This is a genomic window from Nocardioides faecalis (assembly GCF_018388425.1).
Classification (GTDB): domain Bacteria; phylum Actinomycetota; class Actinomycetes; order Propionibacteriales; family Nocardioidaceae; genus Nocardioides; species Nocardioides faecalis.
Genome location: NZ_CP074406.1, coordinates 546,505 through 566,273 on the forward strand (window position 1 = coordinate 546,505; position 19,769 = coordinate 566,273).

Genomic DNA, 19,769 nt, shown 5'->3' on the forward strand with positions numbered 1-19,769 from the left:
TCCGCCGGTGGGGCGCTGTCGTGTGCTGCGGGGGAGAGCGGCGGCTACTTCGCCCAGTCCGCGTTCCAGCCCTCGATGTCGCTGGCCGGCCGGGTCGCCGGACCGGTGTAGATCGCCGAGGGGCGGATCAGGCGGCCGGTGCGCTTCTGCTCCAGGATGTGCGCGGACCAGCCGCCGGTGCGGGCGCAGGTGAACATCGAGGTGAACATGTTCGCCGGCACCTCGGCGAAGTCGAGCACGATCGCGGCCCAGAACTCGACGTTGGTCTCCAGCACCCGGTCGGGCCGGCGCTCGCGCAGCTCGGCGAGCGCAGCCTTCTCCAACGCCTCGGCGACCTCGTAGCGCGGCGCACCGAGCTCCTTGGCCGTGCGGCGCAGCACCCGGGCGCGGGGGTCCTCGGCGCGGTAGACGCGGTGGCCGAAGCCCATCAGCCGCTCGCCGGAGTCCAGCAGGTTCTTGACGTAGGCGCGGGCGTCGCCGGACTTCTCGACGTCCTCGATCATCCCGAGCACCCGCGACGGCGCTCCGCCGTGCAGCGGGCCGCTCATCGCGCCGATGGCGCCGGAGAAGGCCGCGGCGACGTCGGCGCCGGTGGAGGTGATCACCCGGGCGGTGAACGTGGAGGCGTTCATCCCGTGCTCGGCGGCCGAGGACCAGTAGGCGTCGATCGCGTGCGCGTGCTTGGGGTCGGCCTCGCCGCGCCAGCGGATGAGGAACTTCTCGGCCAGCGTGCGGCCCTCGTCGACCAGGCGCTGCGGCACCACCGGGTTGTGCAGGCCGCGGGCCGACTGCCCGGCGTAGGACAGCACCATGACGGCCACCCGGGCCAGGTCCTCGCGGGCCTGCTCGTCAGAGATGTCGTAGGTCTGGCCGAACCCGAAGGCCGGCGCCAGCATCGCGATCGCGGCCTGCACGTCGACCCGGACGTCGCCGGTGTGCACGGGCAGGTTGAACGCCTCCGCCGGCGGCAGGCCGGGGGTGAAGGAGCCGTCGATCAACAGGCCCCAGACGTTCTCGAACGGCACCCGGCCGGCGAGGTCCTCGATGTCGACGCCGCGATAGCGCAGCGCTGAGCCCTCCTTGTCCGGCTCGGCGATCTGCGTCTCGAAGGCGACGACGCCCTCCAGTCCGTGGTGTACCTCAGGCATCGGCGACTCCTTCGTCGTTTCGTTCGTGCCACAGCGGCGGCACGAGAACCACACGCATTGTGCCGCACGCGATATTTTGACGGGCATGTCCGGTGTCCACGAGCCCGTGCCCGACCTCGCCCGCGACCCGTTCGCTGTGCCCGACCTTGCCACCTTGCGCAAGGAGTACGGCGACGCCGGGCTGGACGAGGCGGACGTCGCCGCCGACCCGTGGGAGCAGTGGCAGCGCTGGTACGGCGACGCCGCCGCGGCCGGGCTGCACGAGCCGAACGCGATGATCGTGGCCACCGTCGACCCCGACGGCACGCCGTCGGTGCGCACCGTGCTGCTCAAGGGCGTGGCCACCGAGCGGCCCGACGACGGCTTCAGGTTCTTCACCAACACCGCCTCCCGCAAGGGACGTGCCCTGGCCGCCGAGCCGCAGTGCGCGCTGCTGTTCCCCTGGCACCCGCTGGAGCGGCAGGTCCGGGTCGAGGGCACCGCGACGCCGCTGCCCACCGCTGAGGTGGAGGCGTACTTCGCCGTCCGCCCGCGCGGCTCGCAGCTCGGCGCCTGGGCCTCCCCGCAGTCGCGGCCGGTCGCCGGACGCGAGGAGCTGGAGCAGGCCTACGCCGAGGCCGAGGAGCGCTTCACGGGCACCGACGTGCCCGTGCCCCCGACGTGGGGCGGCTACCGGGTGCAGCCGACGTCGTTCGAGTTCTGGCAGGGCCGGCCCGGTCGGCTGCACGACCGGATCAGCTACACCCGGACGTCGACCGGCTGGGAGATCACCAGGCTTGCGCCCTGAGGGAACCGTTGGGGCTTCGGTTCCGGCGGCTCCTCGCGCAGCGCGGCGTAGAGCACGCCGAGCAGCACCAGCGTCAGCAGGACCCCCACCAGGAGCAGGGTCTGGCGCCGGTCGTCGCCGGTGGCGGCCGTCGCCGGCTCGGCCGGCTCCTGAGGTTCGCCCGGCTCCTGAGGTTCGCCCGGCTCCTGAGGTTCGCCCGGCTGCTCAGGTTCGGCCGGCTCCTCAGGGTCGGCCGGGGCCGTCTCGGGCACCTCGGGGACGGGCCAGCTCGCCACCGGCACGGTGTCGAGGACGAGGAGCAGCGCCTGCGGCGTGGGCCGGCGCTCGGCGGAGCCGGCGATCGCCCGCATCAGCACCTCGGCAGCGAACGGAGGGAAGCCGGGCAGCACCTGTCCGGGCGGCGCGGGGGCGGGGCTGCCGGTCGGGCCGGGGTCGGTGCCGGTGAGTGCGTGGTAGGCGAGCCTGCCGAGCGTCTCCGCCTCGACGTCGCCGGCGGCGACCAGACGCCGCAGGGCCGCGAGGACCCGGTCGGCGGGCGCCGGCCCGGGCGCGGCCGCGTCGATCAACGCTTGCACCGCGGCGCGCCCGTCGGCCTCCGAGCCCACGTCCGACCCCACGTCCGCCCCCACGTCCGACCCCGTGTCCATGGCGGCATCCTGGCCCGCGCCGTGGGTTCGTGGGGCGTTCTCAGGGCTGTGTCTCAGGGGCGTGTCGACGCCAGCCGGTGCCGCAGGAGCGCGGCGATGGTCTCGACGGCCGGGCGTGCCGCGACCTGTGCGGCCACCGCGCGCGCCGCGGCGGCGTACGACGGCTCGTCCAGCACCCGCCGCAGCAGCCCGGCGAGCTCGTCCGCTCGGCGCAGCCGGAGCGCGACGCCGGCGTCCACCAGCCGCACCGCGTGGTCGGCCTGGTCGTAGTCGACCGGCCACACCACCGCGGGCAGGCCGGCGGCGAGGGTGTGGCCGAGCACGCCGGAGCCGCCGTGGTGCACGACGGCGTCGAAGCGGGGCAGGTCGGCGGCGTAGTCCACGACGTCGTGCAGGAACAGGTTCTCCGGGGCGTCGGTGCGCGACGGGAGGGCTGCGTGCGGGTGCTGGCCGCCCAGGGTGACGTGCAGGTCGACGCCGGGCAGCGCGACCGCCGCGCGGCGAGCCGCGTCCACCAGGTCCTGCTTGTGCCAGGGCAGGTGGGTGCCGGCAGTGAGCAGCACGTGGCGACGACCGGCGCGCAGCGTGAGTGGCGGGGTGCCCGTGGGCGGGGTGTAGAGCACCGGGCCGACGTGACGCACCGACGGCGGCAGCGTGCGGGGGTACTCGATCGCCTCCGGGGTCAGCGCCAGCACCAGCTCGGGGGAGTAGACCGCCTCCGTGCCGTCGGGCCGGTAGACCGCGCTGGCGCCCAGGTCGGCCAGCCGCACCCCGGCCACCCGCGGCGCCGCCCGCTTGAACCCCCGGACGGCGACCCGTCCCGCCGCGTCGCGGGCCCGGCCCAACGTCGTACGGCCCGGGCGCCAGCCGCCGCAGTAGGCCGGCGGGCCGCTGCGGCCCTCGATCGCGCACGGCGAGGGGTGGCTGGTCCACCACGGCACGCCGACGGCCTGCGCGGCGGTGCCGACCGCGGGGAGGGTGAAGTCGGCGATCACCAGGTCCGGCGGCGCGGAGCCCCAGTCGGCCAGCAGCTCGGTGCGGAACCGCTGCTGCAGCGCCATCGCGGCCCGGAACTGGCGCAGCAGCAGCCGCGGGTTGCCGCCGATCCGGTACGGCGGGTTCACCACCGTCTCCAGCGTCTCGTCGGCACCGGCGAGCAACGCGGTCCCCGGCACGCCCGCGGCCGCGATCACCCCGGCCGCGCCGGGCGTGCTGACCACGCGCACCGCCAGGTCCGGCTCCGCGGCCAACCGGACCGCGATGCCCAGCACCGGGTGCAGATGACCTGCCATCGGCGGTGCGACGAGGTCGACCCGCACCGGCCGGGACTCGCCGCTCATGCGTGGGCCTCCGGAGCCTGTCGCGGTCCTGGCGCCGGGGCCGGGCGCTGCAGCTCGCAGACCAGGTCCGCGCACAGCGCGGCCAGGTCGGGGGAGGCCAGGTAGTCCAGGTGCCCGGCCTCGACCCACACGTCGCTGCGCCACCACCGGGCCAGCAGGTCGGAGCGCGAGCCGACCCGGATCGTGCGGCACGCGGGCGGTGCGGTGGCGACGGCGCCGTAGGCCACCACCACGAGCCGGTCCAGCACGTCGCGCGGCAGGTCGAGCCGGCCGAGCAGGTCCAGCCCGATGCTGCCGGCCAGCACCAGCGTGCGGTCCGCGCGGCGCAGCACCTCCAGCACCCGGTCGCGGTGCCGCGGCGCCCAGCCCGGCCGTCGGATCCGCCAGGCCAGCACGGCGTGGTGCAGGCTGCCGCGCCACAGCGGCACCGGCCGGTACGGCGCGAGCTGCTCGTCGTAGGGGAAGTTGAGCCGGACCTTCGCGGACTCCGGCAGCGGCAGCGCGTCGAGGAACGCATGCTGCACCGGTGAGAGCCCGCAGCTGCGCGGGTCGCTCTGGCCGGTCAGGTGCAGCACCTGCAGCGCCGGCCCCGGCCCATGCTGCGCGGGCACGGGCTGCTCAGGCACGGGCATCGGTGAAGTCGTCGTCGGCACGGACGCGGTAGGTGCGGGTGCGCCAGCGGATGGTCGGCTGGGCGGCGGCGTGCAGCAGATGCACCGGCTGCAGCAGCTCGGAGGCCAGCGAGGTGCCTGGCCGGTGCAGCACCCGGCCGTGGATGCGGCGCTGCAGCGTGCGTAGCAGCAGCGCCCGGCCGAGCAGCAGCACCAGCGCGGGGCCGGGCCGGCGGCGTCGTACGGACCCCAGCAGCACGCCCCACAGCAGCATCGGGTGCACGCCGTGCAGCAGGCCGATCGCGGCGACGGTGCGGGGCGGCTGGCGGCGCAGCAGCAGGTTCGCGAAGAGCATCCACCGGTGCATCAGCCGGGCGTAGGCGGTGGGCGAGGCGACGGTCGTGGTGATCCACTGCGGCGTGGCGGTCTGGCAGATGGTGCCGCCGTCCGCGAGCACCGCGCCGGCCACGGCGAGGTCGTCGGTCAGGTGACGCAGCAGCGGCGTGAAGCCGCCCATCGCGACCAGGTCGGTGGTCCGCATCGCCCAGGTCATCCCGTTGATCGTCACCGGCGCCATCGGCAGGTAGGTGAGGGCGGCGTTGTTGTCCACGAACTGCTCCACCAGCCGCGCCCACACGGTGCGCCCGGGCAGGTAGCCGGGCAGACCGGTGACCAGCCGGGCCCGCTCCAGGCCGTCGAGCAACGCGCCCAGGGCCGGGCGCGGCAGCCGGGTGTCGTCGTCGAGGACGCAGAACACCTCCGCCGGCCGGTCCTCGGGCCTGTCCGCGAGCCCGTCCTCGAGCCCGTCGCCGGGGGCTTCGGCCGCGAGGTGGTCGAGCGCCTGCTGCAGCTTGACCAGCTTGGGGTTGGTGCCCGGCGACGCCGGCGCACAGTGCAACACCTCCAGCCGGGTGCTGCCCTCCGGTGCGGCGGCCAGCTGGTCGGCGAGCCGCGCGACGACCCGCTGCGCCTCGGGGTCGTCGGTGTCCACCAGCCAGCAGAACCGGGCACCCTCGAGCGCGAGCAGGTTGTCGCGCAGCGCGTCCTCCAGACCGGGGTCGCCCGACAGGATCGGCTGCACCACGACCACCCGGGCGATCTCGGCCGGCGACACGTCCCGCGCGGGCGGCGCCTTCCGCGCGCTGCGCAGCGCCGAGAACGCCTTCGCGCCCTGCAGCCCGAGGTAGCCCGCCGCGGCCGCGGGCAGCAGCCGGCCGCTCACGCCTGCACCCGCTGCCACGCCACGAACCGCTCCACGCCCTCGGCGATGCTCACCGGCGGCGGGCCGAGGTCGCGCAGCATCCGGTCCGGCACGAACGTCTTCGACGAGGTCAGCACCCCGACGCCGTACGGTGTGATCGGCGGCTCCCCGGGCAGGTGCAGCAGCCGCCACGTCCGCTCCAGCACGGTCGCGGCACGCAGGGCGGTGCGCACGGAGACCTCGCGGGTCGGGGCGTCGTACCCCAGCCGCTCGAGGACCTCCAGCAGCAGCCGCTCGATCTCGACCGGCTCGGCGTTGGTCAGGTGGTAGATCCCGCTCAGCTCCGGGCGGCAGGCCAGCGCCAACAGGTAGTGGGCCAGGGTGTCGATGTAGACCAGGTCGCCGACCGCCGGGGTGGCGCGGCCGGTCAGCCGCGGGATCCGGCCGGCGCGCGCGGCCGCGAGGATCCGCGGGAACAGCACGGTGTCCTCCGGTCCGAAGACCGCCCGCGGCCGGGCGATCACCAGCGAGCCGCGGTAGTCGGCGACGAGCCGCTCGGAGGCGGCCTTGGTGCGGGCGTAGTCGCTGACGAACGTCGGCCCGACCGGGGAGTCCTCGGTGAGGTCGAGCTGGTCGCCCTCGCGGTAGAGCACCGAGCTCGACGACACGTGCACCAGCCGCGGCAGCCCGAGCTGCTCGCACCAGGCCAGCACGGTGGCGGTGGCGGTGACGTTGTCGCGCTCGAACGCCTTCGGGGTGGCGTACGGCGTGGCGCGGGCGGCGCAGTGCACGACCGCGTGGGGTCGCCACGGCAGCTCGGGCAGGTCGCTCAGCCGTGCGCGGCCGAGGTCCACCGCGGCGTACTCGCCGGGACCGAACCGGGTCCGCTCCCGGGGCCGGCGGCCGATGCCGAAGACCTCGTGGCCCTCCGCGGCGGCCAGCGCGGCCAGCGCACCGCCGACGAACCCGGACGCCCCGGTCACCAGGATCCTCATCCGCTCACCCTCCTGATCCGTCGTCGCTTCGCTGTGGGGTCCTCGCCCGGCCAGTCCATCGCGACCAGCTCCGCCGGCTCGGCGTCCAACCGGGCGGCCAGCACCGCGACCTCCCGGCCCACCGCCGACACGGTGTCCGCGTCGGCGCGGCCCGGTCGGGTGGCCAGGCGCCACTGCGTGCCGTGCTGCTCGATGCGGTAGTCGCCCAGGTCCCCGGCCAGCGCCACCGCGTGCCGCAGCACGTCGGGGTAGACGGGCACGGGGGTGCCCGCGGCGCCGCCGTTGCGCCGCAGGTGGAGCACGTCGTCGGCGCGGCCGAGGACGCCGGTGATGCTGCGTCCGGGTCGCCCGCACGGGCACGGGCCGGGGGCGGCGAGCAGCACGTCGTCGAGCCGGTGCCGTACGACGAGCTGGGTGGTCCGGGTGAAGTCGGTGATCACCGGGTGGAAGCGGCGGTGGTCGAGCCACTCCGGCTCCACGTGCAGGTGCGCCTCGTTGAGGTGCAGCCGGCCGGCGGGGCAGCTGACGGCGAGCAAGCCCTCGGTGGCCTGGTAGACCTGCTCGACCCGGCACCCGAAGGCGGCGGCGATCATCGCCTCATCGTCGGGCTCCAGCGTCTCGGCCACGGAGACCACCTGCAGCGGCCGCACCCGGCCCGGTGCGTCGGCGGAGAGCTCGGCGAGGCGGCGCAGCACGCCGGCCGGCGCGACGAGCACGTCGGTGCCGGGCAGTGCCGCCACGTGCTGCTCGAGCGGGACGGCGAGGTCGTGCCAGCTGAACCGCACCCGGGAGGAGCCCAGCGTGCGGTAGAGGTTGGAGTCGGCGCGCAGGAACAGTGCGATCCGCAGCGGGCGCCGCGCGAGGGTGCGCAACGAGGTGGGCGCGATCAGCTGGCCGAGCAGGATGCCCGCCCAGCGTCGGCTCTCCGCCGGGGAGACCAGGAAGACGCCGCGGGTGCCTGAGGTGCCCGACGACAGCCCGACGGTGGTGCCGTCGGGCAGCGTGGGGGAGAAGTCGCGGGAGCGCTCTGCGGCCTCGGCGACCGCGAGCGCCTCGGTCAAGGTGATGCCGCGGGTGTTGAAGGCGGAGAAGTCGCCCAGCACGGTGCGCTTGTCGACCACCGGCAGGTCGGCCAGGTCGAGCCGGTCGCGGCCGGTGCGCGCGGCCAGTGCGGCGTAGTACGGCGCCCGGGGCAGCGTGTGGTCGAGGAACCGGCGCAGTGCCCGCTGCCGCCGGGCCTCGAAGCCGGCGTTGCGGCGGTGCACGGTGCGCTCGGCGAGGAACGCGCCCACCAGACCCGGGCCCACGTCGTCCCTGGCGACCTGGCCGCTCTCGAGGACCGAGACCGTCGAGCCCATCAGGGACGGGGCTCGCCGGAGCCGGACCAGGCCGCGGCCGCCTCGTCGCAGTGCGCGGGCAGGACGAGCAGCTCGGGGTGGGCCCGGTGCAGGCGGTGCAGGTGGCCGAGGGTGCCCAGCGCGGCGGTCCAGTCGTCGAAGCCGGCCCCGACCAGCCGCGAGGGCGGCGCCGGCTCGGTGATCGCGCGGGTCGACCAGGCCGCGTCGCCGGCGAGGAGCACCTGCCGGCCGTCGGTGGCGGTGAGCAGCAGCCCCAGGTGGCCGGGCATGTGGCCGGGCAGCGGTACGACGAGGAGGCTGCGGTCGCCGAGCAGGTCCCAGCCGGTGCCGGTGGGGGAGACGGCGAGGTCGACGCCGGGCAGCTCCTCGACGGCGCGGAACCGAGCGGCGACGTCCTCGGGCAGCAGGCCCGGCAGCAGGCCGTGGCGCAGCGCCCCGATCCGGCCCAGGCGGCGCACCTGGGCCAGTCCCGCACCGCCGGCGAGGACCTGGGCGTTCGGGTGGTCGCGCAGGCCCGCGACGTGGTCGCCGTGGAAGTGCGAGAGCACCACCCGTCGTACGTCGAGGGGGTCGATGCCCAGCCCGGCGAGCTGCACCGGCAACCGCTCGTGCTCGGGCAGGGTCACCGGCAGCAGGGTGCGGTACAGGCGCTCGGGCAGCCGCTCGGTGGCGTCGAGGAAGTGGGTGGCGTAGCCGGTGTCGAACAGCGTCCAGCCCAGCTCCGGGCGGTCGGGGTGGCGGATCGCGGCGGCGTAGGAGGGGAACTCGATGAGGCGGACCCGGCCGCCGCGGCGGGCCAGCGCCTCGACCTGGACGCAGTGGCCCACACGCAGCCAGTGCAGCTCCACCGGCGGCTGCCCGGCCGACGCTTGGTCCCGCGGCCCGTTCAGTAGCACAGCACCGCCCCGCCGATGCTGAGCCCGGCCCCGGTGCCCAGCAGCAGGGCGTGGTCGCCTCGGCGCAGCCGGCCGTCGGTGATCGCGGCGTGCAGCGCGGACGGCAGGGACGCCGCCACCTGGTTGCCGACGTCGGCGTAGATGTCGATCATCCGGTCTCCGGCGCCGAGCCGTTGGCGCACCCAGGACAGGGCGTGGTGGCTGGCCTGGTGCGGCACGACGGCAGCCAGGTCGGCCATGCCGACCCCGGCGTCGGCCAGCAGCTTGTCGGTGAACGCCGGCACGTGCTTGACCGCGAGCCGGAAGACGGCGCCGCCCTGCATCCGGAACCGGGCCCACTCGGCGTAGTCACCCGTGACCCGGTCGGGGGCGTGGCGCGAGCCGCCGCCGCGGATCTCGCAGGTGTGGGCGCCCTCGCTGTGCGTGGCGAAGTCGGCCGCCAGCACCGCCGAGCCGGTGTCGCCGGCCGGGCCGACCACGGCGGCGGCCCCACCGTCGCCGAAGATGCCGGAGGCGCCGAGGTCGGAGAAGTCGAGGCCGACGGAGGCGATGTCGGCGGAGACGATGAGGATCCGCTGGTGCCGACCGGCCTCCACCAAGGTGGCGGCGAGGTCGAGCGCGACGAGGAAGCTGAGGCAGCTGGCGTTGACGTCCCAGGCCGGCACCGGCCGCGACGGTGCGAGCTCCTCGTGCACCAGCGCGGCGTTGCAGGGCAGCGGCTGGTCCGGGGTGGCGCTGGCACCGATCACCAGGTCGACGTCGTCGAGGTCCAGCCCGGCCGCCTCGAGCGCGGCACGGGCGGCCCGGGCGCCCAGGGCGGCGGCGCTGCCCCGCTCCACCCGCCGCTGGCGCACGCCGGTGCGCGCCTCGACCGTGCCGGGCACCAGGCCCAGGCGGTGGTCCAGCTCGACGCTGGTCAGCACCTCCTCGGGCAGGGCCACCCCGGTCCCGAGGATCCTCAGGGCACGCGCTCCGGCGACGGGCAAGGGCTCCTCCTGGTACGGGGTGGTGCGGGGGTGGTGCGGCTGGTGCGGGTCCGGCTCCCGGTCGGCGCCCCTCGGCGCTCCTCGGCGCGGCGCCCGGGCGTGGCCAGAGAGTAGCGACGCCCTCGGGGCCCGCCGACGGCCGCGCCGCCCGGTCCGCCCTCCTGCCCGGAACGGGTCGGGCGAAACCCGTGCTGAGTGAGCACTCACTCAGATACGGTTCCAGGATGCCTCCCCGCGCCGCGCCCCTGTCCGTGGAGGACCGGCGCGAGCGGCTCGTCGCGACCACCCTGGAGCTGCTGCACGAGCACGGCCCCGCCGTCACCACCCGCCGTATCGCCGAGGCCGCCGGGGTCGCCGAGGGCACCATCTTCCGCGTCTTCGCCTCCAAGGACGAGCTGGTCACGGCCGCGGTGTGCAAGGCGTTCGAGCCCGGCGGGATGCTCGCGGACCTGCAGGCGATCGACCCCGAGGCGACCTTGCGCGAGCGCACGCTGGCGCTGGTGCGGATCCTGCAGCAGCGCTACTCGGGCTCCTTCGCCCTGCTGCACCGCCTCGGCCTGCCGCAGCCCCCCGCGCCCGCCGACGCCGACTCCGATGGCGGCTCCGATGGTGGCGCCGACGGCACCCGGCGGGCCGGGCTCGCCGAGGAGACGATGCACGCGATGGCGGAGGTGTTCGCCCCGCACGCCGACGAGCTGACGATGCCGCCCGCCGAGGTGGCCCGCCTCCTGCGCCTGCTCACCTTCACCGGCACCCACCCTCGGCTCGCCGGTGGCGACCTGCTCAGCACCGACCAGATCGTCGACACCGTGCTGTACGGCGTGCTGCGCCGCGAGGCCGGCGCGCCGCCCACCCCTTCCGAGGACCCCGCCCGATCCGAGGACCCGTCCCGCTCCGAACCGCTCGCGAGCCCCCACCCCCGCGCCGACGGCGCCGAAGGAAACCGACGCTGATGCTGATCCGACTCCTGCGCACCTACCTGGCGCCGTACCGTCGCTGGCTGGTGACGATCGTGGCGCTGCAGCTGGGCGCCACCGGGGCGATGCTCTTCCTGCCCAGCCTCAACGCCGACATCATCGACCGCGGCGTGGCCCGCGGCGACACCGACGAGGTGCTGCGGCTCGGTGCGTTCATGCTCGCCTTCGCCCTGGTGCAGGCGGTCTGCTCGATGTCGGCGGCCTACTTCGGCGGGCGCACCGCGATGGCGTTCGGCCGCGACCTGCGCAAGGCGGTCTTCGCCCGGGTCGGCGGCTTCTCCGCCCGGGAGGTCTCCACGTTCGGCGCCCCGTCGCTGATCACCCGCGCCACCAACGACGTCCAGCAGGTGCAGATGCTGGCGATGATGACCTGCCTGATGGCGGTGACCATCCCGATCATGATGTTCGGCGGCGTCGTGATGGCGATGCGCGAGGACCTCGGCCTGTCCTGGCTGGTGGTGGCCGTGGTGCCGGTGCTGTTCGTGTGCATCGGGCTGATCGTGTCCCGGATGGTGCCGGCGTTCCGCACCGTGCAGGAGCGCCTGGACGGGGTGAACCGGGTGCTGCGCGAGCAGATCACGGGCATCCGCGTGGTGCGCGCCTTCGTCCGCGAGCCGGAGGAGACCGCCCGCTTCGCCCGCGCCAACGACGACCTCACCGAGGTCTCCATCCGCGCCGGCCGCTGGATGGCGCTGATGTTCCCCGTGGTGATGGGCGTGTCCAACATCGCCAGCGTCGGGGTGATCTGGTTCGGCGGCCACCGCGTCGACAGCGGCCAGATGGAGGTCGGCGCCCTCACCGCGTTCCTGACCTACCTGATGCAGATCCTGATGTCGGTGATGATGGGCACCTTCATGCTGATGACGATCCCGCGGGCCTCGGTCAGCGCCGGCCGGATCGCCGAGGTCCTCGACACCGCCTCCAGCGTCGTACCGCCCGCGGACCCGGTGCGCCACCTCGACGTCGCCGGGCACCTCGACCTCGTCGACGTCTCGCTCACCTACCCCGGCGCCGAGGCGCCCGTGCTGCGCGGCGTCTCCTTCAGCGCCCGGCCGGGCCAGACGGTGGCGATCATCGGCTCCACCGGAGCCGGCAAGTCCACCCTGGTCAACCTGGTGCCGCGGCTGCTGGACGCCACCGAGGGCACCGTGAAGGTCGACGGCGTCGACGTACGCGACCTCGACCCCGAGCTGCTGTGGTCGCGGATCGGGCTGGTGCCCCAGCGCGCCTTCCTGTTCTCCGGCACCATCGCCTCCAACCTGCGCTACGGCCGGCCCGAGGCCGGCGACGAGGAGCTGTGGGCCGCCCTCGAGGTGGCCCAGGCCGCCGACTTCGTCCGCGAGATGCCCCAAGGTCTCGACACCCCGGTCGCCCAAGGCGGCACGACCGTCTCCGGCGGGCAGCGCCAGCGCCTGGCCATCGCCCGGGCGCTGGTACGACGCCCCGAGATCTACCTGTTCGACGACGCGTTCTCCGCGCTCGACGTCGCCACCGACGCCCGGCTGCGCGCGGCGCTGCGGCCGCTCACCCGCACCGCGACGGTCGTCGTGGTCGGCCAGCGCATCGCCACCATCCGCGACGCCGACGTGATCCTCGTGCTCGAGGACGGCGAGGTCGTCGGCCGCGGCACCCATGACGAGCTGATCGCGGACAACGACACCTACCGCGAGATCGCAGCCTCGCAGGGCATCACCGAGGAGGAGGCAGCATGAGCGGGGTCTCGGCAGGCGCATCCGGTGGGGGTGCGCCCGGCGGCGGCTCCGGCACGATGAAGGAGACCGAGCGCATCGTGCAGACCGGCGGCCCCGGCCGCGGGCCGATGGGCGGCATGGTCGGGCAGAAGGCCGACGACTTCGGCGCCTCGGCCCGCCGGCTGCTCGGCCTGCTGCGTCCCGCGCGGGGACGGGCGCTGGTCGTGCTGCTGCTCGGCATGGGGTCGGTGACCTCGGTCGCCGTCGGCCCGTGGCTGCTCGGCCGGGCCACCGACCAGGTGTTCTCCGGGTTCGTGGCCCGGCAGCCCGGCGTCGCCGACGCCGCCTCCAAGGCCGACGCCGTGGCGCGCGCCGAGCAGTCCGGCGACGACCGCTTCGCCGACTTCCTGCGCGGCCTCGACTTCGTGCCCGGCCAGGGCGTCGACTTCGACAAGGTCGCCTCGATCCTGCTGATCACCCTCGCCCTGTACGTCGGCGGCCAGGTGCTCGGCTGGCTGCAGGGCTTCCTGGTCAACGACATCGTGCAGCACACCGTGCGCCGGATGCGCTCGGACGTGGAGGACAAGGTGCACCGCCTGCCGTTGTCCTACTTCGACCGCCAGCCGCGCGGCGAGCTGCTCAGCCGCGTCACCAACGACATCGACAACGTCGCGCAGAACCTGCAGCAGACGATGAGCCAGCTGCTCACCGCGCTGCTCACCGTGGTCAGCGTGCTGGCGATGATGTTCTGGGTCTCGCCGCTGCTGGCGCTGATCGCGCTGGTCTCCGTGCCGGCGGCCGCCTTCGCCACGACCCGGATCATGAAGCGCTCCCAGGGCCAGTTCATCGACCAGTGGCGCCAGACCGGTCGGCTCAACGCCCAGATCGAGGAGGCCATCTCCGGCCACGCGCTGGTGACGGTCTTCGGCCGCCGCGCTGCTGTCGAGGCGACGTTCGAGGAGTCCAACGAGAAGCTCTACCAGGCCTCCTACCGCGCACAGTTCATCTCGGGCCTGGTGATGCCGACGACGATGCTGATCGGCAACCTGAACTACGTGCTGATCGCCGTGATCGGCGGCGTGCGGGTGACCTCCGGCTCGCTGTCGCTGGGCGACGTGCAGGCCTTCGTGCAGTACTCGCGGACCTTCACCCAGCCGATCACCCAGATCGCCTCCATGGCCAACCTGCTGCAGTCCGGCGTGGCGTCGGCCGAGCGGGTCTTCGAGCTGCTGGACGCCGAGGAGGAGGCGGACCCCACCCGGCTCGACACCGCCGCCGGGACGGCCCGCACCGCCCGCTCGGAGCACACGACGGGGCGGGTGGCCTTCGAGGACGTGTCGTTCTCCTACAACGCCTCCGAGCCGCTCATCGAGCACCTCTCGCTGGTGGCCGAGCCCGGCCAGATGGTGGCCATCGTGGGACCCACGGGCGCGGGCAAGACCACGCTGGTCAACCTGATCATGCGCTTCTACGAGCTCGACGCCGGCCGCATCACCTTGGACGGCACCGACATCACCGCGATGCCGCGCGCCGAGCTGCGCAACCGGATCGGCATGGTGCTCCAAGACACCTGGCTCTTCGAGGGCACCATCCGCGACAACATCGCCTACGGCCGCCCGGACGCCACCGAGGAGGAGATCCGCGCGGCCGCCAAGGCGACGTACGTCGACCGGTTCGTGCACTCGCTGCCCGCGGGCTACGACACCCGCGTCGACGACGAGGGGTCGAACCTGTCCGCCGGCGAGCGGCAGCTGATCACGATCGCCCGGGCGTTCCTGGCCCAGCCCGCGCTGCTGATCCTCGACGAGGCGACCAGCTCGGTCGACACCCGCACCGAGCTGCTGCTGCAGCAGGCGATGGCGGCGCTGCGCACCGACCGGACCTCGTTCGTGATCGCGCACCGGCTCTCCACGATCCGCGACGCCGACCTGATCCTGGTGATGGAGCGCGGCCGGATCGTGGAGCAGGGCTCGCACGCCGAGCTGCTCGAGCGCGACGGTCCCTTCGCCCGGCTGCACGCCGCACAGTTCGCGGCCGCCTCGGTCTGAACCCGCTCGCCCGCGAGGGAACAGCCCGGTGGAAATCCCGTTGTGCGGGCGTGGACCGCGTCCTACCGTTGAGGTACACGGGAAAGGAGGTGGTCCGAGGAATGATTTCTTCAAGGACGCGTGAGGTGGCTGCTCGCTAGCAGTCCCGCAGCACCCAGGACGGGCTGCTCGCGAATACCAAGCAGTCACCCGACCCGCAGGTGAAACCGGATCGTCCTCCGGCCCTGGCCCCCGCGCCACACCTGCGGGTCGCTGCGTCTTCCGGCCTCCAGGTCCTCGAGCGCGGCCCCCAGCAGGCGGCGATGGTTGTTGGATGCAACCAATCCGGGGATACGGTGGGGGAATGACTTCCACGCCGTCCGCCGCCGCGGAACCGGGTCAGATGACCCACCGCCAGATCATGGAGGCGCTCACCGGCCTGCTGCTGGCCATGTTCGTCGCGATGCTCTCCAGCACCGTGGTCAGCAACGCGCTGCCCGCGATCGTCCGCGACCTCAACGGCAGCCAGACGGGCTACACGTGGGTCGTCGTCGCCACGCTGCTGACCATGACCGCGACCACGCCCATCTGGGGCAAGCTCGCCGACCTGTTCAGCAAGAAGATGCTGGTGCAGGTCGCCCTGGGCATCTTCGCGCTCGGCTCGGTGATCGCCGCCGCGGCGCCCAGCATGGGTGCCCTGATCGGCGCCCGCGCCGTCCAGGGCGTCGGTGTCGGCGGTCTGACGGCGCTGGTGCAGGTCGTCATCGCGACCATGGTCAGCCCCCGCGAGCGCGGCCGCTACTCCGGCTACATCGGCGCGGTCTTCGCCACCGCCACCGTCAGCGGCCCGCTGCTCGGCGGTGTCGTCGTGGACTCCCCGCTGGGCTGGCGCGGCTGCTTCGTGCTGCTCCTGGTCCCCGCCGCCATCGCGCTGGTGGTGCTGCAGAAGACCCTGCGCCTACCGGTGGTCCGCCGCGACGTCAAGATCGACTACCTCGGCGCCCTGCTCGTCATGGCCGGCATCAGCCTCCTGCTGGTCTGGGTCAGCCTCGCCGGCTCCAGCTTCGCGTGGACCTCGCCCACGTCGTACGCGCTCGTGGTGGGCAGCGTCGTGCTGATCGCCGCCGCGATCTTCGTGGAGGCGAAGGTGGCCGTCGAGCCGGTCATCCCGCTGCGCCTGTTCCGCGACCGCACCACCGCGCTGGCCACGGTGGCCTCGGTGATGATCGGCGTGGCGATGTTCGGCGCCACCGTCTACCTGAGCCAGTACTTCCAGACCTCGCGCGGGATGAGCCCCACCGAGGCCGGACTGATGTCGATCGCCATGGTCGGCGGCCTGCTCGTCTCCAGCATCGTCAGCGGCAAGATCATCACCCGCACCGGGCGGTGGAAGCGCTGGCTGGTCAGCGGCATGGTGCTGCTCATCGTCGGCATCGCCCTGCTCGGCACGATCGACGCCACCACCTCGCTGTGGATCGTCGGCCTCTTCATGGCGCTGGTCGGCCTCGGCGTCGGCGCCACGATGCAGAACCTGGTGCTGGCGGTGCAGAACAACACCGCCGTCGCGGACCTCGGCGCCGCCAGCTCCGTGGTCGCGATGTTCCGCTCCATCGGCGGCTCGGTCGGTGTCGCCGTGCTCGGCGCGGTCCTGGCCCACCAGGTGGCCGGCCAGTTCAAGGACGGCATCGCCGCGCTCACCGCCTCCGGCCGGCTCAGCCCCGAGCAGCTCGACCAGCTGCGGCACAGCACCGGGGACATCCCCGACGTGGCGAAGCTGCCCGGCCCGCTCGCGGAGATCTACACGTCCTCCTTCGGTGAGGCGACCGGCCACATCTTCGCCGTCGCCGTGCCGTTCGCCGTGTTCGCCTTCGTGTGCATCCTGTTCATCAAGGAGGTGCCGCTGCGCACCTCCAACCTCAGCGCCTCGAAGAGCGAGGTCGAGGCCGGCCTCGTCGCCGCCGGCGAGCCGCGGGACTACCCGGCGTACGTCGAGCCCGACGAAGTCGCGGAGGGCGGGGCGGATCGGGCCGAGGGCACCGGGCGCGACCGATGACCGCGACTGAGAACCCGGTCGCCGAGCAGCCGGTCCCCGAGGGCCTGGGGGACAGCGAGGTCCAGCGGCGCCGGATCGCGGCGCTGCAGGACCTCGAGACCGAGGTCGCCGTGACGCTGCGCCGGCTGCGCCGGGTCATCGCCGAGCGAGCCCGCGAGGTGCACGCCGAGCTCCAGCCCGCGTCGTACCTGATGTTCGACTACATCCGCAAGGCCGGACCGGTGCGGGCCTCGGCCGTCAGGTGCGTGTTCGGCATCGACAAGGGGGCGATCAGCCGGCAGGTGCAGCACCTGCTCGACCTCGGCCTGGTCGAGGGCGAGCCCGACCCGGCCGACGGCCGCGCCACGTTGCTGTCGGCGAGCGCGGAGGGGATCGCCCGGCTGGACCGGGTGGCCGACTCCCGCCGGGTGATGCTCGCCGAGCGGCTCGCGGACTGGTCCGCCGAGGACCTCGAGGGCTTCTCCGCCACATTGCACCGCTACAACACTGCGCTCGGGACGCCCGAGGACGGTTGAGGCCTCAGGCGTCCCACGCGAGGCGTCAGCGCAGCCAGACGGCGGTGTGCGGGGGCAGCATGTTGTCGGGGCACGGCCCGCTGCTGATCAGCAGCTCACCGTCGCCCAGCGGCACCGGCGCGGTGCCGGCGTTGAGCAGGACCCGCAGCCCCCCGCGTCGTACCTCCAGCACGTGGTCGGTGGCCGTGGCCGTGGTGTCGTCGTCGGCGCCGGCGAGGAGCTTGCGGCGCGCGGCCAGCGCCCGGCGGTAGAACGACAGCGTCGAGTCCTCGTCGGCCAGCTGCGCCTCCACGCTCAGCGGCGCCCAGTCCTCGGGCTGCGGGATCCACGGCTGCCCCGCGCCGTCGCCGAAGCCGTACGGCGGCGCCGAGCCCGACCACGGGATCGGCACCCGGCAGCCGTCCCGGCCCGGCTCGCCGGTGCGGAACCACGACGGGTCCTGGCGCGCCTCGGGCGGCACGTCCACCTGCTCCAGCCCGAGCTCCTCGCCCTGGTAGAGGTAGGCGGAGCCGGGCAGCGCCAGCATCGCCAGCGTCGCCGCCCGGGCCCGGGCCAGCCCCACCGGCCCGCCGCCGTACCGCGTCGGGTGCCGCTCCACGTCGTGGTTGGACAGCACCCAGGTCGGCGCCGCCTCGGCCACGGCGACCGCCTCGATCGACTCGTTGATCACGTCCGCGAACGACTCCGCCGACCAGTGGGCGCTGAGCCAGGCGAAGTTGAACGCCTGGTGCAGCTCGTCGGAGCGGATGAACTCGGCCATCGACTCCGGCGTCTGGGTCCAGGCCTCGGCGACGGCCATCCGGTCGCCGGGGTACTCCGCGAGCACCGTGCGCCAGCGGCGGTAGACGTCGTGCACCTCGGGCTGCTCCCACATCGGCTCGTCACGCAGCACCCGCTCCACCATCGAGTGGCCCTCCGGGTCCGGGCCGCCCGGGGCGCCGGGCTCCTCGTCCGCCGCGGGCCGCTCCTGGTCGCGCAGGCTCTCCTCCTTGTAGAGGCCGTGGGCCACGTCGACCCGGAAGCCGTCGACGCCGCGGTCCAGCCAGAACCGCAGCACGCTGTCGAACTCGTCGCCGACCTCGGGGTTGCGCCAGTCGAGGTCGGGCTGGGAGGAGTCGAACAGGTGCAGGTACCACTGCCCGTCGGGCACCCGGGTCCAGGCCGGGCCACCGAAGACGGACTGCCAGTTGTTCGGCGGCTCGGAGCCCTCGGGCCCGCGGCCGTCGCGGAACAGGTAGCGCGCCCGCTCCGGCGAGCCGGGCTCCGCGGCCAGCGCGGCCTGGAACCAGACGTGGGCGTCCGAGGTGTGGTTCGGCACCAGGTCCACGATCACCCGCAGCCCCAGGCCGTGCGCGGTCTCGAGCAGGGTGTCGATGTCGGCCAGGGTGCCGAACCGCGGGTCGACGTCGCGGTAGTCGGCGACGTCGTACCCGTGGTCCTTCTGGGGGGAGGTGTAGAACGGCGTGATCCACAGGGCGTCCACCCCGAGGTCGCACAGGTAGGGCAGCCGGGACGTGATGCCGGGCAGGTCGCCGATCCCGTCGGCACCGAGGCCGTCGGCGAAGCTGCGGACGTAGACCTGGTAGACGACGGCGTCACGCCACCACGGCGCGCCGCCCGGACTGGAGGTGAGAGTGGTCACCGCCCCAGGGTGCCACGCGGTGGGAGGGGTCCCGAGGCCCGGTCGGCGAGCGTGCCGCCAGCCTCCGGATGGGACACAATGGCGGAGTGAGCGACCTCATCGACACCACCGAGATGTACCTGCGCACGATCTACGAGCTCATCGAGGAGGGCATCGTCCCCCTGCGCGCGCGCATCGCGGAGCGCCTGCACCAGAGCGGCCCGACCGTGTCGCAGACGGTGGCCCGCATGGAGCGGGACGGCCTGCTGACCGTCGAGGGCGACCGCCACCTGGAGCTCACCGACGAGGGCCGCCAGCTGGCGGTCCGGGTGATGCGCAAGCACCGGCTGGCCGAGCGGCTGCTCACCGACGTCATCGGCCTGGACTGGGAGCTGGTCCACGAGGAGGCGTGCCGCTGGGAGCACGTCATGTCCGAGACCGTCGAGCGCCGGCTGCTCGAGCTGCTCGACAACCCCACCGAGTCGCCCTACGGCAACCCGATCCCCGGCCTCGAGGAGCTCGGGCAGGAGACGGCGCCCGAGACGTTCATGACCGACGTCGAGCCGTTGTCCAAGGCCGCCGGACCCGACAGCGCCCGGGCCCTGGTCCGTCGCATCTCCGAGGAGATGCAGAAGGACGAGTCGCTGATGAGCGCGATGCGCCGCGTCGGTGCGCTGCCCGACAAGACCATCACCATCCAGGCCACCGCCGAGGGCGTCCTGGTGGGCTCCGGCGGCGAGACCGCCGAGATCTTCCCCGAGGCCGCCGACCACATCTTCGTCAAGCGGCTGTAGAGGCCCTGCGGGGTCCCTGCCGGGGGCCTGCCGCTCGTCGTACCGCCGAATCTCCCCTTGTGGCCCGCCGAATCACCCCTGGTGGTCGGTCGAGTCGGCCTTTGTGGTCGACCACCACGGGT

The 19,769-nt window shown here is 74.0% G+C and carries 17 protein-coding genes; 7 read left to right on the forward strand and 10 right to left on the reverse strand.

Annotated elements, in window-relative coordinates; genetic code table 11:
* Positions 1-44 precede the first annotated feature (44 nt).
* A complete protein-coding gene (locus tag KG111_RS02480; RefSeq protein WP_205292223.1) occupies positions 45-1,148 on the reverse strand; it encodes a citrate synthase 2 in 1,104 nt (367 codons plus the stop codon).
* An 85-nt stretch (positions 1,149-1,233) separates the two neighbouring features.
* Here KG111_RS02480 and pdxH point away from each other — a divergent pair, with 85 nt between their 5' ends.
* Positions 1,234-1,935 carry a pyridoxamine 5'-phosphate oxidase gene (pdxH, locus tag KG111_RS02485; RefSeq protein ID WP_205292222.1) on the forward strand — a complete coding sequence of 234 codons (702 nt, stop codon included), beginning with the start codon at positions 1,234-1,236 and terminating at the stop codon, positions 1,933-1,935.
* Here pdxH and KG111_RS02490 read toward each other — a convergent pair.
* Genes KG111_RS02490 through KG111_RS02525 form a run of 8 tightly spaced genes read right to left on the reverse strand, consistent with a single transcriptional unit; the run spans position 1,887 to position 9,969 of the window.
* Positions 1,887-2,582, reverse strand: a complete 696-nt coding sequence (locus tag KG111_RS02490; protein ID WP_205292221.1) for a serine/threonine-protein kinase — start codon at positions 2,580-2,582, stop codon at positions 1,887-1,889. The genes pdxH and KG111_RS02490 overlap by 49 nt on opposite strands.
* A 53-nt stretch (positions 2,583-2,635) precedes the next feature.
* Positions 2,636-3,922, reverse strand: a complete 1,287-nt coding sequence (locus KG111_RS02495; protein WP_205292220.1) for a nucleotide disphospho-sugar-binding domain-containing protein — start codon at positions 3,920-3,922, stop codon at positions 2,636-2,638.
* Positions 3,919-4,548 carry a hypothetical protein gene (locus KG111_RS02500; RefSeq protein ID WP_205292219.1) on the reverse strand — a complete coding sequence of 210 codons (630 nt, stop codon included), beginning with the start codon at positions 4,546-4,548 and terminating at the stop codon, positions 3,919-3,921. The genes KG111_RS02495 and KG111_RS02500 overlap by 4 nt, the downstream gene beginning before the upstream one ends.
* A complete protein-coding gene (locus KG111_RS02505) occupies positions 4,541-5,755 on the reverse strand; it encodes a glycosyltransferase (protein ID WP_205292218.1) in 1,215 nt (404 codons plus the stop codon). Before KG111_RS02505 ends, KG111_RS02500 begins: the two co-directional genes overlap by 8 nt.
* Positions 5,752-6,729, reverse strand: coding sequence for an NAD-dependent epimerase/dehydratase family protein (locus tag KG111_RS02510; protein ID WP_205292217.1), 978 nt, complete (start codon positions 6,727-6,729; stop codon positions 5,752-5,754). The genes KG111_RS02505 and KG111_RS02510 overlap by 4 nt, the downstream gene beginning before the upstream one ends.
* Positions 6,726-8,087 carry a F390 synthetase-related protein gene (locus tag KG111_RS02515; protein ID WP_205292216.1) on the reverse strand — a complete coding sequence of 454 codons (1,362 nt, stop codon included), beginning with the start codon at positions 8,085-8,087 and terminating at the stop codon, positions 6,726-6,728. Before KG111_RS02515 ends, KG111_RS02510 begins: the two co-directional genes overlap by 4 nt.
* Positions 8,087-8,935, reverse strand: a complete 849-nt coding sequence (locus KG111_RS02520; protein ID WP_205292215.1) for an MBL fold metallo-hydrolase — start codon at positions 8,933-8,935, stop codon at positions 8,087-8,089. Before KG111_RS02520 ends, KG111_RS02515 begins: the two co-directional genes overlap by 1 nt.
* Positions 8,936-8,973: 38 nt before the next feature.
* Entirely contained in the window at positions 8,974-9,969 is a 996-nt protein-coding gene (locus tag KG111_RS02525; RefSeq protein WP_205292214.1) for a 3-oxoacyl-[acyl-carrier-protein] synthase III C-terminal domain-containing protein, read from the reverse strand.
* A gap of 224 nt (positions 9,970-10,193) precedes the next feature.
* Here KG111_RS02525 and KG111_RS02530 point away from each other — a divergent pair, with 224 nt between their 5' ends.
* The 5 genes from KG111_RS02530 (at position 10,194) to KG111_RS02550 (ending at position 17,232) form a co-directional block, all read left to right on the forward strand.
* Positions 10,194-10,922 carry a TetR/AcrR family transcriptional regulator gene (locus KG111_RS02530; RefSeq protein ID WP_205292213.1) on the forward strand — a complete coding sequence of 243 codons (729 nt, stop codon included), beginning with the start codon at positions 10,194-10,196 and terminating at the stop codon, positions 10,920-10,922.
* Positions 10,922-12,658, forward strand: coding sequence for an ABC transporter ATP-binding protein (locus KG111_RS02535; RefSeq protein ID WP_205292212.1), 1,737 nt, complete (start codon positions 10,922-10,924; stop codon positions 12,656-12,658). The genes KG111_RS02530 and KG111_RS02535 overlap by 1 nt, the downstream gene beginning before the upstream one ends.
* Positions 12,655-14,685: an ABC transporter ATP-binding protein gene (locus KG111_RS02540; protein ID WP_275890199.1), complete on the forward strand. Its 2,031-nt coding sequence runs from the start codon at positions 12,655-12,657 to the stop codon at positions 14,683-14,685. The genes KG111_RS02535 and KG111_RS02540 overlap by 4 nt, the downstream gene beginning before the upstream one ends.
* A gap of 343 nt (positions 14,686-15,028) precedes the next feature.
* Complete coding sequence (locus KG111_RS02545; protein ID WP_240195945.1) at positions 15,029-16,717, forward strand: MDR family MFS transporter; 1,689 nt, start codon at positions 15,029-15,031, stop codon at positions 16,715-16,717.
* Positions 16,714-17,232 carry a MarR family winged helix-turn-helix transcriptional regulator gene (locus tag KG111_RS02550; RefSeq protein WP_205292211.1) on the forward strand — a complete coding sequence of 173 codons (519 nt, stop codon included), beginning with the start codon at positions 16,714-16,716 and terminating at the stop codon, positions 17,230-17,232. The genes KG111_RS02545 and KG111_RS02550 overlap by 4 nt, the downstream gene beginning before the upstream one ends.
* A gap of 25 nt (positions 17,233-17,257) precedes the next feature.
* Here KG111_RS02550 and KG111_RS02555 read toward each other — a convergent pair whose 3' ends face one another.
* Positions 17,258-18,874: a glycoside hydrolase family 13 protein gene (locus tag KG111_RS02555; protein WP_205292210.1), complete on the reverse strand. Its 1,617-nt coding sequence runs from the start codon at positions 18,872-18,874 to the stop codon at positions 17,258-17,260.
* An 86-nt stretch (positions 18,875-18,960) separates the two neighbouring features.
* Between KG111_RS02555 and KG111_RS02560 the strand changes: the two genes are divergently transcribed.
* Entirely contained in the window at positions 18,961-19,647 is a 687-nt protein-coding gene (locus tag KG111_RS02560; protein ID WP_205292209.1) for an iron-dependent transcriptional repressor DtxR, read from the forward strand.
* Positions 19,648-19,769 lie beyond the last annotated feature (122 nt).

Bases quoted from the DNA above. Each gene is read 5' to 3' on its own strand.
- KG111_RS02530 (WP_205292213.1), top strand. From the start codon at position 10,194: ATGCCTCCCCGCGCCGCGCCCCTGTCCGTGGAGGACCGGCGCGAGCGG.
- pdxH (WP_205292222.1), top strand. From the start codon at position 1,234: ATGTCCGGTGTCCACGAGCCCGTGCCCGACCTCGCCCGCGACCCGTTC.
- KG111_RS02495 (WP_205292220.1), bottom strand. From the start codon at position 3,922: ATGAGCGGCGAGTCCCGGCCGGTGCGGGTCGACCTCGTCGCACCGCCG.
- KG111_RS02545 (WP_240195945.1), top strand. From the start codon at position 15,029: ATGACTTCCACGCCGTCCGCCGCCGCGGAACCGGGTCAGATGACCCAC.
- KG111_RS02490 (WP_205292221.1), bottom strand. From the start codon at position 2,582: ATGGACACGGGGTCGGACGTGGGGGCGGACGTGGGGTCGGACGTGGGC.
- KG111_RS02515 (WP_205292216.1), bottom strand. From the start codon at position 8,087: ATGGGCTCGACGGTCTCGGTCCTCGAGAGCGGCCAGGTCGCCAGGGAC.
- KG111_RS02480 (WP_205292223.1), bottom strand. From the start codon at position 1,148: ATGCCTGAGGTACACCACGGACTGGAGGGCGTCGTCGCCTTCGAGACG.
- KG111_RS02550 (WP_205292211.1), top strand. From the start codon at position 16,714: ATGACCGCGACTGAGAACCCGGTCGCCGAGCAGCCGGTCCCCGAGGGC.
- KG111_RS02510 (WP_205292217.1), bottom strand. From the start codon at position 6,729: ATGAGGATCCTGGTGACCGGGGCGTCCGGGTTCGTCGGCGGTGCGCTG.
- KG111_RS02535 (WP_205292212.1), top strand. From the start codon at position 10,922: ATGCTGATCCGACTCCTGCGCACCTACCTGGCGCCGTACCGTCGCTGG.
- KG111_RS02540 (WP_275890199.1), top strand. From the start codon at position 12,655: ATGAGCGGGGTCTCGGCAGGCGCATCCGGTGGGGGTGCGCCCGGCGGC.